The 22,463-nt window shown below is 63.2% G+C and carries 6 protein-coding genes; 3 read left to right on the top strand and 3 right to left on the bottom strand.

The window, feature by feature from the left end; genetic code table 11:
* Window positions 1-16: 16 nt before the first annotated feature.
* A complete protein-coding gene (locus POL67_RS52075; RefSeq protein WP_271930536.1) occupies window positions 17-304 on the bottom strand; it encodes a hypothetical protein in 288 nt (95 codons plus the stop codon).
* Between the two features lie 382 nt (window positions 305-686).
* On the opposite strand from POL67_RS52075, the gene POL67_RS52070 reads away from it, so the two are divergent.
* The 3 genes from POL67_RS52070 to POL67_RS52060 all read left to right on the top strand — a co-directional run bounded on the left by POL67_RS52070 (window position 687) and on the right by POL67_RS52060 (window position 5,004).
* Entirely contained in the window at window positions 687-878 is a 192-nt protein-coding gene (locus POL67_RS52070; RefSeq protein WP_271930532.1) for a hypothetical protein, read from the top strand.
* Between the two features lie 751 nt (window positions 879-1,629).
* Window positions 1,630-1,890 carry a hypothetical protein gene (locus tag POL67_RS52065; RefSeq protein WP_271930530.1) on the top strand — a complete coding sequence of 87 codons (261 nt, stop codon included), beginning with the start codon at window positions 1,630-1,632 and terminating at the stop codon, window positions 1,888-1,890.
* Between the two features lie 1,887 nt (window positions 1,891-3,777).
* The gene (locus POL67_RS52060; protein ID WP_271930528.1) at window positions 3,778-5,004 is read left to right on the top strand and encodes a hypothetical protein; all 1,227 of its coding nucleotides are present in this window, start codon (window positions 3,778-3,780) and stop codon (window positions 5,002-5,004) included.
* Between the two features lie 76 nt (window positions 5,005-5,080).
* On the opposite strand, the gene POL67_RS52055 is transcribed toward POL67_RS52060, so the two are convergent.
* Window positions 5,081-12,250 carry a SpvB/TcaC N-terminal domain-containing protein gene (locus tag POL67_RS52055; RefSeq protein ID WP_271930526.1) on the bottom strand — a complete coding sequence of 2,390 codons (7,170 nt, stop codon included), beginning with the start codon at window positions 12,248-12,250 and terminating at the stop codon, window positions 5,081-5,083.
* Between the two features lie 37 nt (window positions 12,251-12,287).
* Entirely contained in the window at window positions 12,288-21,623 is a 9,336-nt protein-coding gene (locus POL67_RS52050) for a Tc toxin subunit A-related protein (protein WP_271930524.1), read from the bottom strand.
* Window positions 21,624-22,463: the final 840 nt, after the last annotated feature.

Below are 22,463 nucleotides of genomic sequence, written 5' to 3'. Positions count from 1 at the left end.
CGAAATCGAAAGTGCGTCAAAACACGTCGAACAATCCGTCCAGTCCGACACGGACAGCGAAGGAGACGTCGGGGAGGCGCCAGACCTCGGCGCCATCGAGGCGCAGGACGACATCCGACAGGTAGTAAGTAGCGTCGAGTTCGATATGGGCGCCGAGGGGGCCGAAGAAGAACCTCTCGAGGCCTACTCGTGCGCCTACGCCGACGAGCACGTCGGTGTAATCTGGGAGCTGCTTGCCATCGACGCCGACGGCGACCTGCCCGATCTGCATGAAGAGGCAGCCGGGGAAGACGAGGTCATACACCGGCAGGGGCTGATGTATGCATGGCACAACCGCAGCCCCCAGATGGGACGCGCGCCGTCCCCCATCGCTACCCGCGAGATCGTAACGTCCCTCCGCAGCAAGGGACAAACGAGGCCAGCGAAGTCCTGCTCCCAGCGTGAAGCTCGGCGCTGGTCCTGGAGCACTCAGAAAGGAGGCTCCTCCGTCGATGGACACGGCCAATCCGGGCTTCCGCGACGCACCCGCTTTCCGGGGAGAAGGCGTCGGCGGAGCTGTACGAGGCGCGATCGGCGCAGGTGGTGAAACCCGAGGGGGCGTTGCTGCTGGAGGCGTCGGCGAAGCTGCTGGCGTTTTACGATCCGGCGACGCAGAGGTAGGTAGCTCGATGACGATCGGCCTGTAGATGGCGCTGATCATGAAGGCCACGCTGTCGATGAGCTGCTCACACCGTGACGGCGGAGCCGTCAGCTTCTTCGGTGTGTTTACGAGCCCGCCGTTCTCGTCGCGCTTCTCGATGACGGCAACGAACTCGCTTGGCGTGCGCGTCATGGTGACGATCATCGAACCCGCCGCGCTGTCGTCAAACGGTTCGTAGCCGAGCTCCGCCTTCACGGAGGCTCGAAGGTAGCGTTCGTCGGGACAGTGCTCAGCGCCTGGCGCGCGCACGTACTTCAAGCGTCGCGGCGGCTCGTCGGCTCGGGCAGGGGACGACGCTGCTCCACTCGAGACGATCACGACAAACAGGATGCATCCGGGCACGCGTTGCAGACGTGCGACGTTCATAGGCGAGCTCCCGGGCAAACACGGACAGGGTGCATGGCGGGCGCCGGGGGAGCAAGTTTCCAAATTACATACGCTGAAACGGAGGTTTGTCTGCGCGACGTGTATACGTTGACGTCGGGATGTTCGGCTGCGTAGCATCCAGTCGCCATGCGAGCGATTGCAGTCTCCTCAACCATCGGATTGGTTCTCAGCGCGCTGGTCTGGTTTGGCGCCGCGGGTTGCGGGACGATCTACTTCGACGCGTACACCATCTGCTACGACGATGCCGGAAGTCAGGTCCCGTGCTGCGGGCCGCCGGGGAACAAGTACACGTGCCCACCTGACGCGGGGGACGAAGACGCCGAGGTCGACGCCGGTGAAGATGGCGAAGCTGATGCCGGCGAAGAGGATGGCGGCCCAGGATCGGCGTGTCTCGAGCCTGCGCAGTGCATCACGCCTGGTGGCGGTGGATTCGACCTGTATCCATCGTACGTGTGGATGGGGAACGAGGCCGATCCACCTCCTCCTCCACTACCCGCCGAGCCGTATGTGAACTGGGTGGATGTCGTCTTCGCCGAACCGACATGCCCGACGTGTTCGTGCTCGGCACCGGCGGGCGGGTGCATCGCGCCGATCTCGTGGAGCGCCAGATCTACCGCTTGTCAAGATATTTCTCCCCCAATCGTAACCTCGTTCGACCCTCCCGCCGGCTGGGATGGGAGCTGTTCATCGTCGAGCCAAATCCCGGCGGGGGCCACGTGCGACGGGACACCATGCGTACGATCGTTGGTCGTCGAGCCGCCGACCGTCGCGCCATGCGTCGCAGAACCTGGGATGCCACCTGAGGGGCAACCGCTGCCGGCTCCGAAGAAGACCAAGGTCATCGACTACGTATCCGCCAGCATGGGAACGTGTGACCTTGCCAATCTCTGCGTCGCCCCGCCACCGCCCGGCTACCGGCTATGTCGTGTCGCATACGGGCTGGAGGCCACGGCGGCGTGCCCGGCGGGTTGGTCCGATCGGCACACAGGGTGGAGGAAGGTCGAGGACCAAAGGGTCTGCTCGACCTGCACATGTGGCGCGCCGGAAGGTGCAACGTGCTCGGTGCGGGTGAAGGCGTACACCAACGAAACCTGCACGAACGAGCAGGGGACCCTCGTGCTGCCTTCAACCGAGGGGCCCAAGTGTGTCGACCTGCCGATCGGAATGGGGCTCGCGGGTGCGACCGCGGAGGTCCTGTCATACGAGGCGGGGACCTGCGAGCCCAGCGGGGGAGAATTCGTGGGTGAAACGCAGACGATCAATCCCGTTACATATTGCTGTATCCCGGAGCTCGCCCCGGCGCCGTGACTGGTTAATTCATCAAGAACAAATTCCGTCGATGCAGGAGAGAAACTCGCAGTCGTCGTTCTCCATGCAAGCATGGCCCCTCGGCCAAGCACAACCGCCACCGAGGCCGCAAACCTGCCCCGGAAGGCAACCGGCCCACGGTGCAGGGCCGTATTTCGGGAAGCATTCCCCGTCGGCGCCGCACTGTTGGCATCCATCGCAGACGACCTTGCAGCAGGTCCCGATCGCCGAGCAGATGCCTGTGGCGCATTGCTCGTCTGTTTCGCACTGGTAGCCCGTGCAGACAGGACAATGACCGAAGAGCGATCCGCAATCAATGCCTGACTCGTCCCCGTTCTGAATCCCATCGTCGCATCGGAAACATTGGCCCTCCCAGCAGTACCCGCCGAAACAATCCGCGTCGACCTTGCACGTCCCGGGGCAGAGGGGACACGACCCGCCGCAGTCGATGCCTGTCTCGTCGCCGCTCTGCACCCCGTCGTCGCAGTTTGAGCAGACGTTCCCGGGCTCGCAGGTGTGCCCAGGACCGCAGTCCGCGTCCTGCAAGCACCCGAGGCAGTGTCCTGCGCCATCGCAGACCCCGGTGGCGCACCGGAAGCCCACGCGCTCGTTGTAAGAGTGGCAGGTGCCGTCGCAGACCCAGCCCGTGCAGGAGGGGGGCCTGCCGCACTCGACGGCCTTCTCGCATGGGCAGCCTTCGCCACCGTCAGCGCAGGATGGATCGGTGCACGAGGGCAGGATCGCGAAAGCCGGGAGAAGAAGCGTGAGGGAGAGCGCGGCAACGAAGCGACGAAGGATCATCGGAGCCTCCTTGGCCAACGGCATTGTACCAGGCGTCGGAGCGGGGCCAGCTAGCAGCCACCAGTACAGGCGCGCCGCGGCAACCTCAACCTCGGTCGCAAACTCCTCGGCCGCCTTCCGGCTGCGCTTCCAGTGCGCCACGATCTCGCACACTCTCGTCTTCGTACCGTCCGGATATCCAGTGCATCAAGGCAAGGATGGTCGGCGCGAAAGAGATCGCGAGATGCACCACCGACCGGGATGGTTACCACCGGGCTCGGCTCCGAAGTCTCGGGCCACAGGGAACTTGACATCTAGCGTCCAGCTTGCAGTCTCTACGTCCCTGCGCGTACCTATGCCTGCAGTCTCCCTCAATTCATCCTGAACACATGTATCACTGTAAACACCCGTGGACGGGGCTGCTATCGATGCTCTCAATGGCCGGTGATGTCACTCGTCCCCGAAAGGCATGCTCCCTGCCTTTCGCCCCGCCCTCACATCCCCGCATGGCTAGCCTATTCAACCGGCGGGGCTTTGGACTCGCCCTAGCTTCGCTTGCCCTCGCAGGTTGTCGAGGCGCATCTTGTAAGGCCCCACCGGAAGTGCAAACGGTTACCATCGCGCCAGAAGCGCCCCAGCCCATCGAGAATCCGTCCCTTACCCTTAGCATCGAGGGAGCGAAGATTACAAGCCTTGTTGCAACAGGTAGGAATGATATCCTTATCGGAGGGTACTTTTTCCGCAAAGCGCGCATCGGCAATCATACCGTGATCGCCGATCCAACCGAAGACCCCCCGCAAGTCCACGTCTTTCTCGCGCGCGCGGTCGAGGGGCAGGTCCAATGGGCGCGAGAATTCCCTGCGATGGACGTCGCGCTGGCACGGTCTTCAGATGGAATACCCTGGGCGGTGCTTACCTATGAGCGTCCCGTTGCGCTCGGCTCCAAGCAGTACGTTCCCCAGGGCAAAGCGACCGAAGACTACGATTGGAAAGGGCCACAGGATTTGCTCCTTTGGCGCGTAAATCCGACGGGCGACCCGGTCACCGCGGTAGCGCTCGCCTCCCAAACTATACTGCGGAACCCTCTCGCCGGTCTCGCCGTTGCGTCCGACGGATCCCCCATTGTGCTCGCCTCATTCAAGGTTCCCGTGCCTCCCATCCGAACAGGAAAGCACCCGGTCGTCATCGCCTCGTTCGACAAGGACAGCGCGAGGCACCTTGTATCCATGGAGATTCCCGAGGTGGCCGATCCCAAGAAGCTTGTGCTCGGCGGATCGGGACACCTCTTGATTGCGGGCGACGATGATGAGGTATTTGGTGGCGAGACAGTTCTCCTGCGGATCTCCACCGACGGCAAACGCATCGCGCGTACCGCACTCGGCGAAAATGCCGTCCTGGCCCTCGCGTGCCGACCCAATGGCAATGCAGTCGCCGTGGTCGGCCCGTCACGGCATTTGACCAACCACCAGCCCTTGAAAATTGGTGAAACGCGGCTCCTAGAGGTCGGGGGCGACGGACAGATCGCTGCATCGCATCCCCTCGATTCCGCATTCGACATCATCGATTTGGCCATTCTGCCCAGCGGGGACGTCGTCCTCTTCGGCACGAAGCTTGAGAACGAGAGAAATTGGCGGGCTTGGGTCGAGGTACGCGGCGCCAACGGCGAATCGCGCCAGTCGCGGAGTATTCGCAGCGGATGGTCGGAAGCGTATGCACTTGCGACGGAGTCTGGAGGCGCGATTTGGGTTGCTGCGCGCGAGGATCCTCAGGGCGCACAGACTCCTTTAGCCCTCGCGAAGGTGACCGTGCGGCGACTGGCCGCCGAGTGAGTTAGCGGCTCCCATTCTCGTACCCTGACGCACACTGAGCCTGTGCCGCAGTGACGTCCCCTGAACACGCACGAAATCACATGGGGAACGACATCATCATTGGCATTGACCGTAGGATGATCTGCCACACTGAATCTGTGGTCCCTTGGGGAGCGGGCAGCGCCGGTTGCGGAGCAGGAGTCTGGACGGGCTGCTGCGTGGGCGGTGGTGTGGGAGGCGCAGGCGGCGTAGTTGGCGCCTCGAGGGGCAGCACGCTATTCGACGCAGGATCGTCCGGCGCTAGTAAATCAATCGGCTTGATCACTTTCTCCTTTTCCGTAGGCGTGACGTCGTCGCCGGTCTTCTCGATACTATACCATCTTATGATGGACCCTTCGCGGTTGTAATCGTTGACGAGACTCTGGTCAGAGCCCCCAACGGACGCTATCGTGGTGATCCCAGTCTCCCGGGTAAACCGCGCCGCGATCGATGTTTTGTCGAACTCGCTATGGCCGGCGGCTTTGCATCCGGCAAAGATCACGACGGCTCCCTCGGCGAATTTTATTTTACCGCTCTTCATCAGTGCCTTGAGTTGATCAAAATCGCGCGAACTGTCGACGCCATCCTGTTCTGCCATCTTTGCACGGTCAGCGGCATATTGGCCCGCGTTGCGAAAGAATCCGCGATCCTCGCGCATGTATAGCCCCTCAGGCCCGGAGTGTCCCCAGATGACGAGGTTCTTAATCGGTCCTGCCTTCGACGCTTCGACGAGAGCCTCGAGAAAATCTTTGCCAGTCTCTGCATTTCGTACAAAAATAGGGGCTTTGAACTTATCCTTGTTTTCCTCTTTGGCCATTCGTTTCTTCAGATTGTCCGCCCTGTTTGAAAAGTTTTGGTCCTCCCGTTTCCGCGCAGCTCGAACTCCTTGCACGGTCGTCGGCAAGTCATTGTTGCCTTTTGTCTTGTTGATGGCCGCATTTTCATTGGCGGTGCGTTGGTCGCGGGTGCGGGGCGCGTCCGTCTTGTGACCGGCGATCAGGACGGACGTTTGCCCGTCTAGGTCGACGCGAGTCATTGGATTGTTCCGAGAATAAGCATACAGATCGACGCCATCGACAAGGCCCGCCGGGTCTGCGCTCGTCCATCTCCCGAGCCACGGCGCGTAGTACCTCGCCCCGTGGTAATACAGTCCCGTCTCCTCGTCCCGCTCCTTGCCTGTGTACCTGTACCGCTTCGCGCTCACCTCGACGGTATCGTCCACGGCGCGGTAAGCGCTCGTCCCATAGGGGTGGTACTCCTCATAGCTGATGACGGCCCCCTCGTCATCCAGCTCCAGCGCCGCCGAGCCGAGGTGATTCCCAAGCTGATACCGCACCCGTGACGTCACCACGAGGTTCGGATCCGACGCGTCGACCGTCTTAGTCTCCACCATCGCGATCCGCCGCGCATCATCCATCACATGGAGCGTCTCCCGCTCCAGCACGACATTCCCGATCTCGTGCCTCCGGTAAACCTCGAACGCCCCGAGGTAAACCCTCTCCTCGACGATCCCGCTATGCTCCCAGACCTTCCTCACCCGCTGCCCGCCGGCATCGTACGTGAAGTAAACCGTCCCCCCGCCGCCCTTGTCGACCTCGCGCTTCTGATCCTTGAAATCCCACTCGATGCCATCCAGATGCGACATCGACGTCATGCTCCCGTGCGCGTCGTGCGTATACGTCGCTGAATACTGCCCCAGCGCATCCCCCGGCAAGCTCGTCCCGAGCAGCCGATTGCTCGTCGTCGCGATGTCGTACCGCCGCGTCCAGCTTCCCGTGCTGCCCTGCGCAGCGTGGATCATCTGCACGATGTTGCCGACCGCATCGTACTCGAAGCTCTCCGCATAGTTCCGCATCGCCTGCGGATCATTCGGGTTCGCCGCATTCACCAGCGGAAACCCATTTGCATCCTGCTGGATATCCGCATTCTGCCCCGAATGCTCCCGCCCCGTCGCCTCGACCAGCCGGTAGATCGCATCGTACTCGTACTTCCAGACCGGCTCGACCAGCTCGCTATTGTGGTAGAGCTCCTCCTGCGCCAGGTCGGCAATCTCGACGATGTTGCCTACCGGATCGTACGTGTATCGCAGGTCCTGCAGCAGCTCACTATCCGAGGTCCGCGTCGTCTTGAGCCGCGTCATCCGGTAGGTCAGCGGGTCGTAGCCATACTCCGTAACAACCCCATTTCCGTAAACGATCTTCTCCCGCTGCCCCTTCGCATCGTAATCGATATCATCGACGAACGTCGTCCAGCTACTCGCGCCCCGAATCCGCGCCTCCACCTTCTCGAGCAGACTCGCCTCGTTGTACACGGGCTTGATCTCGCTCTGATCCGGCGTGGTCAGACTCGTCGGCCGATTCAGCGCATCGTACGCCGTCGTCTGCGTGAACACCTCCGTCTCGAGCGCCACGGAACCCGACCAATCGAGCTGCGTCGAGTAATTCTGCGCGAGCTGCCGCTGGCTCTCCAGCAAATTCCCCTTGAAGTCGTACTCGACCGAGGTGACCACCCCGGCCCCATCCTTCACCTGATACACCTTCCCGCGCAGATTCGCGTCCTCCGGATCCGTCTGCCCCTCGCCATACACCGTCACCTCGGCGAGCACCTCCGGATCCGACCCCTTCTGCACCCACAGCCCCGTCCGCCGATTCAGCACATCGTACACCGAGCGCACCACATGCCCCCGGCCATCCCAGCCCCGAATCGGGTTTCCGAGCACATTCGCCAGCGTCCACCGCTCTCCAGAATCGCAGCTCTTCTGGTACAGCGTCCGCCCGAGCATGTCGAAGACATACTCCATCGCCGCATTCTCACGGGCATCCACGATCTTCCGCGGATTCCCCTCGATATCGAGCTCCGCAATGGTCGTGTACGACCCCGCGGCCCCGTTATTCTCGACCCCGCGCACTGGCCTGCCCAGCACGTCGAAATGCACCAGAGCCGGCGTACCCTCATGCTTCTTGGTCAGCTCCGCCGCCCGCTGCTCCTGCGTCGAAGGCGTCGGCGTCGCGCTTGGCTGCCTCGCGGCATACCAGGGGTTGCCCGTTTCGAGCACCGTATCGTTCCCGTCCCAGCTCGCCTGCTGCCAGGGCGTGAACTCAACCCGCGAATGCGTCCCGTTCGGCAGGTCCGTTCGGATGAGCCGGCCGAGTGGGTCGTAACGCAGGATGGGCGTCACGCCCCACTCGACGAGCTCCTGTTCGTCCTCGTATTCGTGGGTGGCCGTGAAGAACGGCTCGTACTGCTTGACGGGATTGCCCTTGTTGTCAATGACCACGCGCCCCGTGCCCACCCATCGCGGCGAGGCGGTGGCCAACACTACCGCGCCGTTCTCGTCCCTGACAAGCCCCCCGTTCTCGTCGCGCACCGGCGCCGGACCGGGCTCGGCCTGCACCTTCTTCAGGATCTCACGCCCGAGCCCGTCGAGGTACGTGTAGCTGTGCTGCCACGGCGTCAGCGCATCCCCGTGCCGCTCGCGCGCGGCCGCGTGCACGACGTTGGGTTTACCCGTCGTGCGCCATGCATCGAGGTCGTACGCGAACGTCGTGGTTGGATCCTCCAGCGTGTCCCCGTCATTCGAGCCGACCTTGCCCATCACGGCCGTCGCCACGACCATCCCGAGTTCGTCGATCTTCACGGCGCTGCGATTGCCGTTCGGGTCGGTGACGAGCGTGGGCCCGAGGACGCGGTAGTCGTTTGTCGCGGTGACAGTATTACCGAGCGGATCCTCGGCGGACGTCATGAGCAAGTCGTGGACGTCGTACGTGATGGTCGTAGGATTGCCGAGCGGATCTAGGATCTCGACCGGCAAGTAGAACTTGTCCGGATCGAACACCTGGCGGCCGGTTCGCACCCAGTATTCGCCGTTTTCCTCGATGTACCCGCCCTGGGTGAGCATGGTCGAGGTCACGCGCGAGCCATAAGCCGTGGTCAAGAGCCCGGGGGTGAAGACTAGCGCATACGTCTCGTACGGCAGCGCGAGCGCGTCGAGCGTGCCGAGAGGCAGGGCTGCGGGGGAGGACCCGGACAGCGTCGTGCTGTCGTAATAAACCTGCCGCACCCGCTCGACCAGGCGCTTTTGCATTGCGGTGCCGTTGGGCATCGCCTCGTAGGGGATCGCGTCGGCGACGTTCACATCGCCAAGCACCTCGTCGAACAAAAACAATGTGCTCTGTGTCGGGGAGAGCCCCGTGAGCTCGTACGTTCGCGTCTCCTTGGGCACTCCGAGGCGGTACCAACTCGTCTCCCCATCCTCGTTGACCACGTCGCTCTCGGTCAGGGTGGCCAAGAGCCCCTGTCCGGGCGTGTTTTCCGGAATGTTCCGCCGCGCGTACGCGATGCTTACCGAGCGCTTTACGTGGCCAAACGAATCGACCTCGAGCGCCAGCGTATGCACCACGCGCGGCTCGTCCGGGTCACGCTCGTAATGAATCTCGACGGACTCACGCGCATACGCGAAGAACGACGCATACGCCTTCGCCGTCGAAGGCTGCACCCGCACGATGGCAGGGCAAACATCCGTCACGACATACGGGTGCGATTCCGCCTCCGAACCATCGAACGCATAGACCTCCGTGCGGAGGATTTGCCCCTTGAGCGCCCGGCACGCCTCGCGGAAATCCCTCGGCGACAACCCCGCCTCCAACTCGGCGTCGGGCAGTTCCGGTCTATGCTCGTCACCCGCGTGATATTCCTTCTCGAACTGCTTCGCGATCCGGCTCCTGTCGAAGAACGCGCCCGTATGAAACCACGTCTTTGTGAGCACCGGCGGCAGGTGGAATTCCTCCTCCGTCGGCGGAGCCTCCGCGAAGAGCCCCTTCCCACGCTCGGCCGAGAACGACTCCGCGTCGTATTGCTCGACGAGGCCAAACCCCCGGAACTCTCGCTCCGCGCCGTCGTAATACCCGTGATGATACTTGTACGTACTGACGAACCGCGCCTTGCTGATTGCGTCGAACGTCTCCACACGCGTGAGCACGTGCACGGGGAACGACAGCCGCGTCACCCACGGCTTTCCAGCCTTCAGGTCCTCCAGGTAAAACTTCGTCGAGGGCGCATACTCGAGCTTCGTCTCGGCCCCGAGGTTGTTCTTGACCGACGTGAGCAGGTACGGCTTTTTGCTGCCCAGAAGATCGATATACCGCATCGGCGGTTTTGCCACGCCCCGCCACGGCGACGACCACACGAGACACGCCGTCCCGGATCCGAGCAGATCGACCACGCCCACAGTGGACATGGAATCTGCCGTCGGGAACCCCGGCATTCGCACCGGCTGACTCCAAGCGTTGCCCGCCTGGTTGAACACGATGATCGCCCCTTCACCCGCCACGTACACGATGTCCGTGGTGCCGGTCCCGTCGATATCGCCGAGGCGGATGCGGCGTGGATCGAACTTGTGCGAATCATCGAACAGCGGCGCCTTGCTCATCTGCACCTTGGCGCCGAACCGCCCGCGTCCCAGGTTTGGCCAGTAGCAGATGCTGCCATTGCGGACGCGCACGATATCGGGCAAACCGTCCCCGCTCATGTCCGCCACGAAGATCGCTTGCGTCATGTCTGCGAACACGAGCGTCGGGCTCTTGTCCTCGTCGTAAGTTTTCGGCAGAACCCGCGGCGGGCCCCACCCGCCCTTGCCGAGCGACGGGTACCAGAGCTGCACGTGATCGGTCGTGACCAGAATGTCGTCGAGTCCATCGCCGGAAAGGTCGATGAAACGGACCCGCGGGTCATTCCAGTTGACGTTCGGCTGTGAAGGAAACGGCACGAAGGGCCCCCAGCCGCCCTCGGGCGTGCGCTCGTGATAGCCCGACGTACCTTCCGGCGTGAGCTCCACGAGGCACTGTCGCCCCTCGCTCCCGACGTCGAGGAGCTGCGCCCCGCCGCCCGACGCCAGGGCCGGCTGGCTCAAGAGCCGCCGTGCCGGGGCGAGGTGCCCATCACCGAGGTTTTGCTTGTAGTAAAATGCCCCCTGTTGCTCGCAGAGCACGCCGGGAATGCCCTCGCCATCGAGGTCGACCCATCGTGCGGTTTGTCCGTCCACACCGCCAGGTAGATCTTCGAGGCTTCGTGGATCGAGCAGTTTGACGGCGGTCTGGAGCTCGGGCAACGAATACCCGAGATCGAGCGGCGGCAGGGACTTCTTCGAGTAGCCGCTCCCCGTCTTGATGTACCCCGACTGCGTGACCGAAACGAGCCGGGTGAGCGCCGGCCCTTCGGCATACGTGAAGTCGGTGGAGCGCACGAGCACGGGCTCCTCGCCGAGCTCGGGGAAGTGGTGAAACATCAGCACGCGCCGGCAGAGGCGGTACGTGCGGATCTCGAACGTCGAGCGGTAGCTCGAGAACGGATCCTGCCGGCAGGGCCAGGTGTTCTCCTCCGCCGGCGTCGGTGCTGCTGCGCCGTGCTCGCCGTAATCGAAGACGACCTCGAACAGGAAGCCCTGCGCCTGGAAGGGCACCGTATTCCCATACCGGATCCGCTTCAGGTAGCGGTTGACGACCGGCGCGTCGCCCGAAAGCCGCTGCCTCTCGTAGACGGCATTCGGCACATTCGCGAAGTCTTCAGCCTTGTAATCGTAGACGATGACGTTCCCGAGCGCGTCCTCGGTGCGCTCGAGCAGCCAGGAAAAGACCTTGGTCGAGGCCGCAGGGCTCACGATCCGTGTCCCTTCGCTCTGGCCATAGATGCTTGTGACGTTGTCCTTGGTCGTGAGACGCCAGTAAACGTTCCCGTTCGCCTCCTTGACGCGCTCGATGCGCGCAAAAAGCCCCTCCACACGGGGACGGTACCGCTCGATCTTCTCGCCACTCGCGCCGACCGGGACCTCGTCGCGCCCCCAGTTGCCTTCCTCATCCTCATCGAGCTTCGGCACGAGGTCTTCCGCGCCCGACATGATGAACACATCGGACTCGCGGAAGTCCTCGTACTCGGGCAAACCACGCTCGGTCTTCCGTGAGATCGAGGGCACGGAGAGCCGAAAGCCCACACCGAAGAGCCCATTGCCACCGCCGGAATCGTACGCGACGGCGAGGTCGGGCCCGAACCCGCCGCGGCCTGGCGACACCGCGATCGGGACCGTCAGGGATCCCGTGCCGCTCACCAGGCTTGCGGCGAACTTCTCGCCGAGCCCACGAACCGCGCCGCCTCCCTTCGGAAGCGACGGGCTCGGGGCCTTGACCGCCTCGGGCGCGGTCGTCTTGGGCTTCGGTGCAAAACCTTTCTGCTCCATAACGTGCCCTCTCTCCTGTTTCAGCGTCTCTTCGAGCCTATTGCTTCTGGTACTCGCAGACGAGCCAGAGGTCCTCGAGCTTCGTGTTATCCGACGTTGCGACCCTCAGCTTCCAGGGAGCGACCGGAGCGTCGTTTTCCTCGTGGGTCAGCACATCTGACGGTATATTTCGGTAGAACAGGAGGTCGCCGTATTCGTTCACGGAAATCGCCAGCGAATGGGTCGTCGCGAATTCGCTCTCGAACTCGACCCCCGGCGCTCGTAGCTCGACCGGGAGCTGGTCGGTGCTGCCACCCACTCGCTTGGCAAAGAGGTGCACCTTGGTGATCTTGAGCTTGTGCACCCCGAGCAGGGGCTGGAAGAGGCGCGTGGTGAGCGGCAACGAGAGGACGTGCTCTCCACTCGTCGTGAAAACGTGCCACGCGTCGGGGAAATCCGTCTTCGCGCTGAAGAGGCGGAAGCCGCTTGTGACCGCCCCCGGTAGCGGATCGGGCGGAGCGCCCAGCGCGCTGAGCGCGCTATTCTTGAGCGCATCCCCGCCGTCTCGCGCCGTGTAACGTACGTGCAGGACCACATCGTGCACGGCCGTCGGGTCGAACCGGTTGGTCTTCCCGTCGAGCTCGATTTTCCACGTGCTGTATGCGCCTACGCCTTCGAAGGGCAGATACCGTTCGTCACGGAAGACGAGTTCGAAGAGCCCTGCATCGCTCTGGCCGCTGCTCGTGACGATCGACTGGACGGCCCCATAATGGTCGAGGAAGCGAGGATCCGGCTGTCCGGGCTGGTCGTTACGCGCGTAGGCTCCGGTGGTCTTCATCCGCACGCTGCTCTTCAGCAACGTGAGCTTGCAGTTGACGCTGGCGTACGGCCCATTCACGACCGGGACCGTGACGCTCACCGACTTGATCCGGCGTACATAATGACCCGGCCAGTCCTGATCGAAGAGCGCCTCGGGAAGCTCGACCTCGCAAGACGCTTTCTCCCGCAGCTTCATGAGCGCGAGAGGAGCGATCTCGGCGAGCGAGACATGCTTCGTGATCTCGTACTCCCGCTTGTTCTGCTCCAGGTACGCGGCCTCCATGCGCCGGAGCGCGAGCTGGAGCCTCTCACCCGCGAGTAGTCCCTTCTTCGCGCTGTCCCAGTAGCCGAATGTGATATAACTCGCGCTCGGCTGGGCGAGTTCGAACTGGAACGCCCTCTCGGCCCGCTTCGCGAGCTCGTACGCGAGTTTGTAGGCCTGGAAGTACACGCCCTCGACCTGCAAGGCCATCCAGTTGTAGAGCTCCTTGTTCGTGTACTTGGTCTTCAGGTAATCCTCGACCTCCTTGGCGTTCTTCACGGACAGCTCGTGATTGGCGAACTCCTTTTTGGCGATGTCCAGCCGAACTTCCGCGGCGAGGATCTGGCGGTCGATCTGCTCGAGCTCTCTCTCGGCCAACCGCTCTTGCAGCTTCCAGTCTTCCCAGCGGCGCTCCTGGCCAGCCCCGATGGCGGCCAACGACGCATCCGTGCTCCGCTCGGAAGCGGTCATGGCGTAGTTCTGCCCGATCGCTTCGGCGACCCCGGCTGCTTGCACGCCACCAATTTCGACCTGCCACCCCGAGCCCACCGCAAACTGGGGAATCGGCCTAAGGATGGAGGCAATGAGGTGCCACCACTGAGAATGGCCGGTTGCGATTGCGGCGTCGATCGTCAGGGCTCGTTGCTCTTTTTCCTTCGCGATGGTGTAGTCGATCCTCTCATAGAACTGTCGCCGCTCCTCGATGACCGCCCGGGAGCGACGCAGCGCCTCGAGTGATTCCTGGGCCTCGTCGACCTGACGCTTGCGCACCTCGCGCACGCTCTCGAGCAGCTCGATCTCTTGCGTCTGTCGCAGCAGCGAGAGTGCCTCCCCGTCGCGCTTCTCGATCGCCGCGAGGAGCGACGCGCCCAGGGAGATCACGCTGCCCGCGAACTCGACGGCCTTGGGCTGGAGCACCGAGAAACGATAGACGGGGATCGGGGCATTGACCTCGGAGAGCAGCTCGCCGAAATCCAGCCCGTCCGCAGCGGCCCTCACGAGGAGCCCCGGATCAATCGGGGGCTCGAAGAGCGCGAGCTGCCGTACCGTGCCCTCGATGTTCATGCAATGCCGGATCTTGAACAGGCGATCCTCGACGGTATCCCAGAGCGCCAGCATTTCATCGTTCGGCGGCACGCAGAAGTAGAGCGTCCGGAGCACCGGCGTCGGCTCGCGGCGCGGGCGTCGAGGGTTCGGCTCAGGCGGCGCTTGGATGATCGTTTCGATTTCGACCAGCGCATTCGAGAACGCATCGACGTTGGGTTCGAGCTCGGCGTAGGACTTGGGCGGTACGCCCTCGGTCTTCACGAGGCGTGGCCGGTCGCCGAGGATCCGCGACGCGAGGATGTAGAGCTGCGTGGCCTCGTTGATCGACTCCATCGTGTCGCGCCGGAAGAGGCTGTCGCCCCACGAAAGGAGGTTCTCGACGTACTTCATCACGACCGATTTCTGGTAGGCGAGCGGCCGCATGCGCGCGATGAGGTGCGGATTGAAGGGATTCTCTCTCCAGCGGTCGATCTGCGCGGTCATGTCCTGCGTGGCGCTCGAATCGGGAGACACGCCGAAGAGCTCCGCGAGGAGCTTGGCGTTCGGGTTCTCCTCTGCGAGCTGCTCGAGCTGCGCCTGAATCGAGGCGAGATCGATGTTCTCGCGGAAGGGGCGGACGTTCCAGAATCGCTCCGCCCCATTCCCCGGCGCCCCGCCCGTCGGATCGAAGATGTAGCGGAACCAGCGATCCGCGTCTTCGAACCGGCCGTTCGTGGAGAGGCGCGTGGCGACGAGGAACGGCGCGTGGAAGAAGAGCTCCCAGTTGTATTGAGAATAGGCGCCGCCGAAGGAGAAGTCGACGTCTTCGATGGGGAACGGTTTGCCAACGAGAAGCGTCGGCCCGTAGGCATCGTCGAAATACTCGTTCCACGTCTGCTGGAGGGGCGTCGAGCTCGACGTGTCCGAGCGGAGCAGCCCATCGATCCCGCCGCGCTCCAGGCGCCGAACGAACTCGCACACGTAGGGGTGATAGAACGTGTGGAAGCGGTAGTAGCCCTGGACGGTGGCATTGGCCCCCATGTCGAGCTTGGGCTCATTGGCCCATTCGAGGACGATCGGGTCGAGCCAGCCAGAAGCCTGCTGCCCCACGGGCGCCGGAACGTTCGGGAAGGCCTGGGCGATGTCCTTCCACGTGATCGTCGCCCGGTAGCGCGCGTCCATGAAGAACGTGCGCGTGCTGTCGGAGTACACGAGCGCGTCGCGCGCATCGTCGTCGACGACAACGCTGTCGTGGGCCCGATCCATGAGCACGGAGAAGCGTCCCGGCGTTTTCTGGAGCAAACCCATGGTGGACAAGCCCCAGGGCGAAGACAGGAACGATTTGGGCGCCGGGATGACGAAGGAATCGTCGTTCCCCGGTCTCTCACCCACTTCCATCAACCGCATGTATGCCGGTAAGGAGTACTTCGGAGCCCAACCATTGAGGTAAGGCGACTCGTTCACCTGGACGGCGGTCATATCGCCGACGCACGGGTCGAGCAGGAAGTGACCGAATTTCTGGTACGCCACGAACGGCGGATACGGCGGAGGCACCGGCATCCCTGGCAACTGGGGTAGCTGAGGGATCATAGCGTACACGCTGACCATGCAATCGATCCGCAGCGTGCCGTTTTCGTGCGCCGCGACGAACGACATCCAGCCGAGGTCGGAGCTCTCGCCGATGACGATGGGGCTGCTCTTCGTCATCGCGACCGGGCCAAACCCCGTGCTCTGGTACTGGGACCATGCGAGATTGATTCGCTGCCGCTTCTTGTTGGTTTCCGTCGTGTACGGCTCGAACATGGGCCAGAAGAGGTGGAGGCGCCGATTCCAGACGGTGGTCACGAGGTGGTCTCCCTGGATGTCGAGCTCGACCTTCTCCCAGGGCGTCCAGTAGCTCGAATCGATCCGCCTCCGGTAGTAGTACTTTCGCGGCATCGCGTGTGTCCGGGCAATGACGTGAACGATGTCGACGGAGTCGTCGCCGTCCTCGCGCTCATGGCATATCGCCGCCACCTCGAGCCGGCTGACCTCGTGCAGGCTCCCGAGATACTCCCGGTACGCCGCCTCGGCCGACTCCGCGGTGACCTCGCCTTGCAGCAGCCGGCTCTCCAGCGTCTCGAAGAATGGCGTCTTGTCGTCCCGCAGCTCGGGCTCGATCCAGTTCTCCGGGTAGAGGAATACCTTCCGGTTCGCCTCCCAGATCCTGTAGCTCTTCATCCAATCCCATTCACGCGCGGCCTCTTCGCCGAGCTCCGGCACGCATTCCTCGAGCCCGAGGAGCGCCCGCTGCACGAACGTCTGGACGGAGCTGATGGCCTGCTTGATGCGGGAGGTGAGCTGGCACGGGCTCATTTCGACGTCGATGAGCAGCTCGTCGAAGAGCTCGTTCGGCCCCGAAAGGTTCCGCTTCGCGACGAGATACCCGACCAGCGCGTCGCGCTGCTTCGTCCGCAGCGTGTCCCGCAGCGAGCGCGCGACCTCGATCCAGCCGGCGTCGTCGTACTTGGCCCGCGCCATGCGCTTGATGTCGAGCACGATGTCAGCGGCGTTCTGGGCAGCGGGCGGGAGCGGGGCGTCCACGGTGGCCCAGAGAACCGCCTGCTGAGAGGAGACTCCCAGCTGCGCAAGGACCTGAAGTGCGCGGTGCAGGCAGAGTATGGCCTTCTCGTCGAGGAAGTCCGATTCCGCGACGGGGTAGACCTTGAACCCGAAGGCGGTCGCGGCGAGATGCTGGACCTGATCGGGCGCCCAGCCGGTTCGCTCGGCGAGCATCTGGCAGAAGGAATCGAGATCCTCCGGGGCCGAAGCATTGGAAGCTGCTTCGAAAAGAGGGCGCAGGTCCACGTGCCCCTGCGGCAGCGTGTCGAGGAAGGATACGAGGTCGACGAGCCGCATCAGGTCGCCGAAACGTGCCCGCCAATCCGCGGCCTCGTCGTTCCCCTCGACGAGGTGAAGCCTATTCAGACCCAGCCAGATCGACGGTTCATCCGTCGGATAGAGCCACACGAGCTCTGAAGTGTCGAGCCCGAGCCGCGTCACGACCAACGCAGCCTTGTGCAACCGGCGGATCGCATTCTTTCGATCATCGTTCGTCGCAGGCGTGGGCGGCGTGTACTCGACCGACGCGTGCATTCCGGGCATGAAATCGAAGAGCGCTCGTGCTCCGCTCGACGCGAACGAGTCCAGCGTCTGCGTCAGCAGGTGGTCGATCGTCTCGAGCTCGAAGTTCATTTCGGAGGCGAGCGCATGCTTGACCTGGGTCTCGGTCCGCGTCCGGCGCAAATGGTTCAACACGCTCGCGAGCACGTGAGCGAACCGATCTGCCTTGTTACCGATCCCGGGACCATCCTGAATGCCCGCCGGGCCAACCGGACCGACCAGGTTGTTCAGCGTGAGCGCCATCTCGTCCCCGTCCCCGAAGACCTGCTTGAGATGGAGCTGCATGAACGCACGCTCGGCAGTGCGAGCCTCCAGCGACGCGGTCGATGGCGTGTCGAGCACCTGGATGATCTGCTCGGCGACGGCGGGCGCTTCGGCGGGCGCGACGCCGTCGAGCACCTCCACGAGGCGCGCGCGAAGGTGCGCATTCTCGGGATCGCTCTCGAGCATCGTCTCGTTCGAGACCTCGGTGGCGAGCGCTCCGAGCTCGCCCGCGAGCCCGTCGAGCGCCTCATCGGAGAGGCCCGCCTGCGTCCCGGGTGGCGCGGCGTGCCGTACCAGGTAATGCAATTCCGCGATCGTGAGCTTCGAGCGCTGCACCTTCCTCACGAGCTCGACGAACGCCCGCGTCGTGGCCGGCACGGCGGGCGGCTGCGGTGGCTGCGGTGGGTCGACCACGACCGTGAGCGCTTCGAGCCCCGAGAGCTCGAGAAGGACCAGGAACTCCTCAATGCTGATCTGCAACCCTCTGGCCAGCGCGACGATACGGTGGAGCCGGGAGAGGTTGGCCAGCGAAAGAGGCGCGTTCAGGGCGAGCGGGCTCGTGATGCCCATCTGCTGCTGGGCGACCTCGGGAATGGCGAGCAGCCCGAGCTCGAGCACGTTGATGCCCAGGGCGACACAGATCCCAGCCGCATGATCGACCACGGTGCCCGTCGCTGTCCCTCCCGGCACGTTCGCGAGTTCGGCGGATTGGGCCAGCGCCGACTTGGTGAGGAACGTCGTCTCGTAGAGCGACGTGCCCCACTCGGTGGAATACGTCCCGATGTCGCCCCAGAACGAAAGCAACACGGGCAGCGGCAGGTCGAGCTCCTTCCGCAATGCGACGAGATCGGCCACGCGGCGCACGAGCTCCGCGTCGATGTCCGTCGCGCCGAACGCGGAGACCGTCCAGTCGAGCTCGGTGATGCTGAAGCCGAGCCGCTTGCGTAGCCGCAGGAAGCGATGGATCCTGCCGAGCACCTCTTCATCGAGCCCGTCCAGCAATTTCGCATCGATATCGCAACCCGCCTCGGGGTTCAACTTCACCGCTGGGGGGGCGATCTGATTCACGTATTTCGTGGCGAGCAGTTCTCGCAACTCCTCAAACGAGATGCCGGCCTTCCGCAAGAATACGCGGACGTACTTGAGACCATCATCTTGGCGGGTGATCCAGTCCGACCCCGTCATGCCCCAGCAGGCCGCCGTGGTCGGCGGCGTTGGCGATGACTGCGCAGTCACGATCCCCCACTCCCGCTTCGACATGCGCAGCCGCTCGCGCGCGATCTGGTCGGCCGGCGCGAGGAAGGTTTCGAGCAGTTCGTGCCGCTGCACGCCGAGATGTTCGAGGTAAACGCGCGCCTCTTCGCCCCATAGGTGGAATGGCAGCTCGAAGGGATGAATGGCGTCCGCGAGCTCGGCATACGCCGCGAGGCGGGCACTCGGGTGGATGATCTCGGGCTCGGCCAGGAGCTCCTGCGACGTCCCTTCGCTCGTGATGTTCGCCGGCCAGAGGAGATCGGGCTCCTCCACCTCGTTGGCGATGACGACCTCCAGGATCTCGTTGACGAGATCGATGTAGGGCAGGGTCGTGTTCGTGTTCTTGCACGAGAGCAGCAGCCGCGCGATGTCCGGCCTTCGCCCCTTGGGACCCTCGGACTGCCCGCTCAGATCGCCGATGAGAACGTCTCTCGCCGAGAACTTCGGCCCCTCGGGGGGGAGATTGGAGTCTTGCCGATCCAGATACTCGAGCAGATCGACGAGATAGGCGGCAGGGCCGTACACGGAGCGGCAATGCTCGCACGCGCAACCGTCCGGGGAGCCGAAGAGCGAGGCCCAATCCGCGATGAGAGCGTGCGGGGTCTTCGCGGGCGAGACCAGGTCCGGAAGGGAGAAGAGCTGCAGGCCATTGAAGCTGCTCCCGAACTTGGCGAAGAGCGCGGTGGCGGCGGACGCGATCCACTGAGCCCTGCCGAAGATCACCTCGGCTCGCTCCGTTCTCAGGCTGGGGCCAAACTTGGCGACGAACCGACGCTTGCCCATGCGGTAGATGCTCTGCGCCGAGTGGAGACCGGCGTCGAGGAGCAGCTTGATCTCACGGTAGCTGGGCGTGATGCGGAAGAGCCGCTCGATTTTCTTCAGTTGCTCGGTCACCGCGGGGACATTGCTCACGCCCGTCATCCTGTCGTTCGTTTGCGCGAGATACCTCGACACGCGCACCGCGCCGAACTCGAAATTCGGGTTGTTCTCGAAGAATACGCGGATACCGGCCCCCGGCACCTCGTCGGTCACCCGATCCGCGATGACCGCCGTCGGGAAAGCCGTCTCCACCGTGCTCTCGAGGATCTTGGCGTAATTGTCCCAGCGTTGTTCCTCATTCGCCCCGGGCGTGTCCGCAGGGCAACCGATCGGCGTACCCTCCTGATTCTCAAGAATTTCCTTCCAGTCGCTCGCGTCATATTGAGCAAGATCTCGGGTGTTGATCAGGGTCCCCGTGCTGAAACGCTTCGCAAGCTCGGCGACGAGGTCTGCATGGTAGCGAGTCAGGGTGCCTAGCTGCACGACGAGCTTGAGATCCGCGATCGTATCCGGATCCGTGATGTTTGTCGGCGCATTGGCGAGCGCCGACCAGAATTGCTCCACGGTTCCTTCGTGCTGGATGGCCGCGCGCAGAAATGAGAGTCGTTTTGATTCGATAACGGAAACGCGACCGGGAGGAGCACTTTGTACTCCACGCTGGTATGCCAGGAATACCTCGGAAAGAGAATTGCCGCCGGGCCGGGCATCGGACACGAACTCGACCATCTTGTCGGCGAAGATCTGCATCATGGTGTTCACGTCGGCGGGTGACTCGACGGACATGATGTTTGCATCGATGGCCTGCTCGATGGCCTGCCGAAGTATAGAGAGGCGTTGCGAGAGGAGCCCTTGGCGGGTCTGGGGCATGCCTTGCCGAAGCAGGGCGTAGATGAGTGTCGTGTCCATGTGATGAGGGGGTGTGGAAGGGGGCATGAGGCCCATGGCTGGCGCGAGCTGGGCCGCCTTCACAAGGAGCTCGATGAGGTCACGACTCTCACCCGTGGAGCAGGCGATCTCTGCGATCTGGGTGCTATTCAGCAAATGGATGTTATTTGCCCCTACCGCGGCAATGACAGCCGTCTTGACTCGCTCGACTTCTTCCTGACCTCGGAAGGTCGCGTCTCCTTCGACGAGGTCCACGATCGCAGTCGCAGGAGCACGGCAAATCTTCCTTGACGTGGCGGGTGCATTAGGCGCGCGGACGATGAGATCGATGAGATCAGCGCCCATCTTGCCGATGCGCCCAAGCTCCTCGCTGCCATACGTGATACGATAACGTCCCTCATCATCCGTAGTTGCATACGGTGCATTATTGAAGCCATCCAGGCGTGTATCGTCGGACACCGTCTTGTGATATATGCGAATCGTGTACCCAGCGCGTGCATGGCCTTGCGCATTGGTGAGCCGCCCTCGCACGACTCGTTTGCATGGCTGTTCATTGGTGCGCGTCGCGCTGAGGTCGACGGGGATGCGGATGCGCTGCGTACCAGCGGAGGGCTGCCATGTCACGGTGGGAGGCGCGAACTGACCGCTCTTGAAGAGACGGAACTTGAGGTCCGGCCTGCGATCGAGGAAGAGCGAGTCGAGATACGCGTCGTTCAGAGCGATGGTGAAGTCCCCGAGCGCGTCGGTCTTCGCGATGGCTACGAGGTCCTTGCAGAGGCCTTCTTGATCCCACAGCTCGACGTACACATCGCTGACGCCGTACCCGGTCGCAGCATCGACGATCCGGCCCTCGAGCCGGTAGATGGTCACCGTGGCGTTCTCGAATTCGAGCTGTTCATTCATGATCACCGCGCTCCTTGATCAAGTGACGTCGCCTCTCACAGGACGACCAAAGCCATGCCAGCCCGAGGCACAAACCAACGGGCAAGGCGCCTACGAGTACACCACGGCCCGCTTCGTCACATCGAATGCGACGAACACGTTACCCGGAGCACGCGCGGTGTCCCCGGGCGCGAGCATATGCAACTCCATCCAGCTGCATGCTCGCGACGGGACGCGCGCACTCGTTCTATGGATCTACCAATAGATACCACGGGGCAAAAAGCCCCGTCTATTCCTGTTCTTACAATTTAACAAACAATTCGCTTCTGCCCCCGATAAGCGCTGAGAAAATCTCCGCGTATCGCAAGTCAGGTAGCTGGGTGCAGCGACGCAATGCACGAGGCAACGCGACGGGCACACGTCGGCAAGGCTCCCGTGTAAGGGAAGCCATCAGTTGTCTGGCAGATTGTGATTCGCAGAAAACAGTCGTTCCGTCCACGGAAATATTATGGGACGGAGTAGTTCGGGAGGATATGTGGGTACGGTGTAGTCCTGTCTGCGCTGAGCGAAGATGGCCGATCGATGGGAATATGGCTGGATCCGACGGCTTCGCGCGCCCCCGCCTCACGCGAATGCCGCTACGCAGAGGCTCGGCCGGCACCGCCCGGCAGCAATAAAGGAAGTGGCGGGCTGGCACTGGACTGAACTAGGACAGTAAATGTCCTATCTTGTTGGTTGTCTGCACATATTATTAAAAGTCAAGAGGCCGACCTGATGGCGACACGTCGAGGGATCTGCCACCGTGCCAGGTGATCGCTCGACGTCTCCCCAGGTGGAGAGCGAGCGGGGGCTACAGGGCGG

The organism is Polyangium mundeleinium (assembly GCF_028369105.1).
Taxonomy (GTDB): Bacteria; Myxococcota_A; Polyangia; order Polyangiales; family Polyangiaceae; genus Polyangium; species Polyangium mundeleinium.
This window is presented reverse-complemented; position numbering and strand designations above follow the sequence as displayed.

Bases quoted from the DNA above. Each gene is read 5' to 3' on its own strand.
- POL67_RS52070 (WP_271930532.1), top strand. From the start codon at position 687: ATGGCGCTGATCATGAAGGCCACGCTGTCGATGAGCTGCTCACACCGT.
- POL67_RS52055 (WP_271930526.1), bottom strand. From the start codon at position 12,250: ATGGAGCAGAAAGGTTTTGCACCGAAGCCCAAGACGACCGCGCCCGAG.
- POL67_RS52050 (WP_271930524.1), bottom strand. From the start codon at position 21,623: ATGAATGAACAGCTCGAATTCGAGAACGCCACGGTGACCATCTACCGG.
- POL67_RS52065 (WP_271930530.1), top strand. From the start codon at position 1,630: ATGCCCGACGTGTTCGTGCTCGGCACCGGCGGGCGGGTGCATCGCGCC.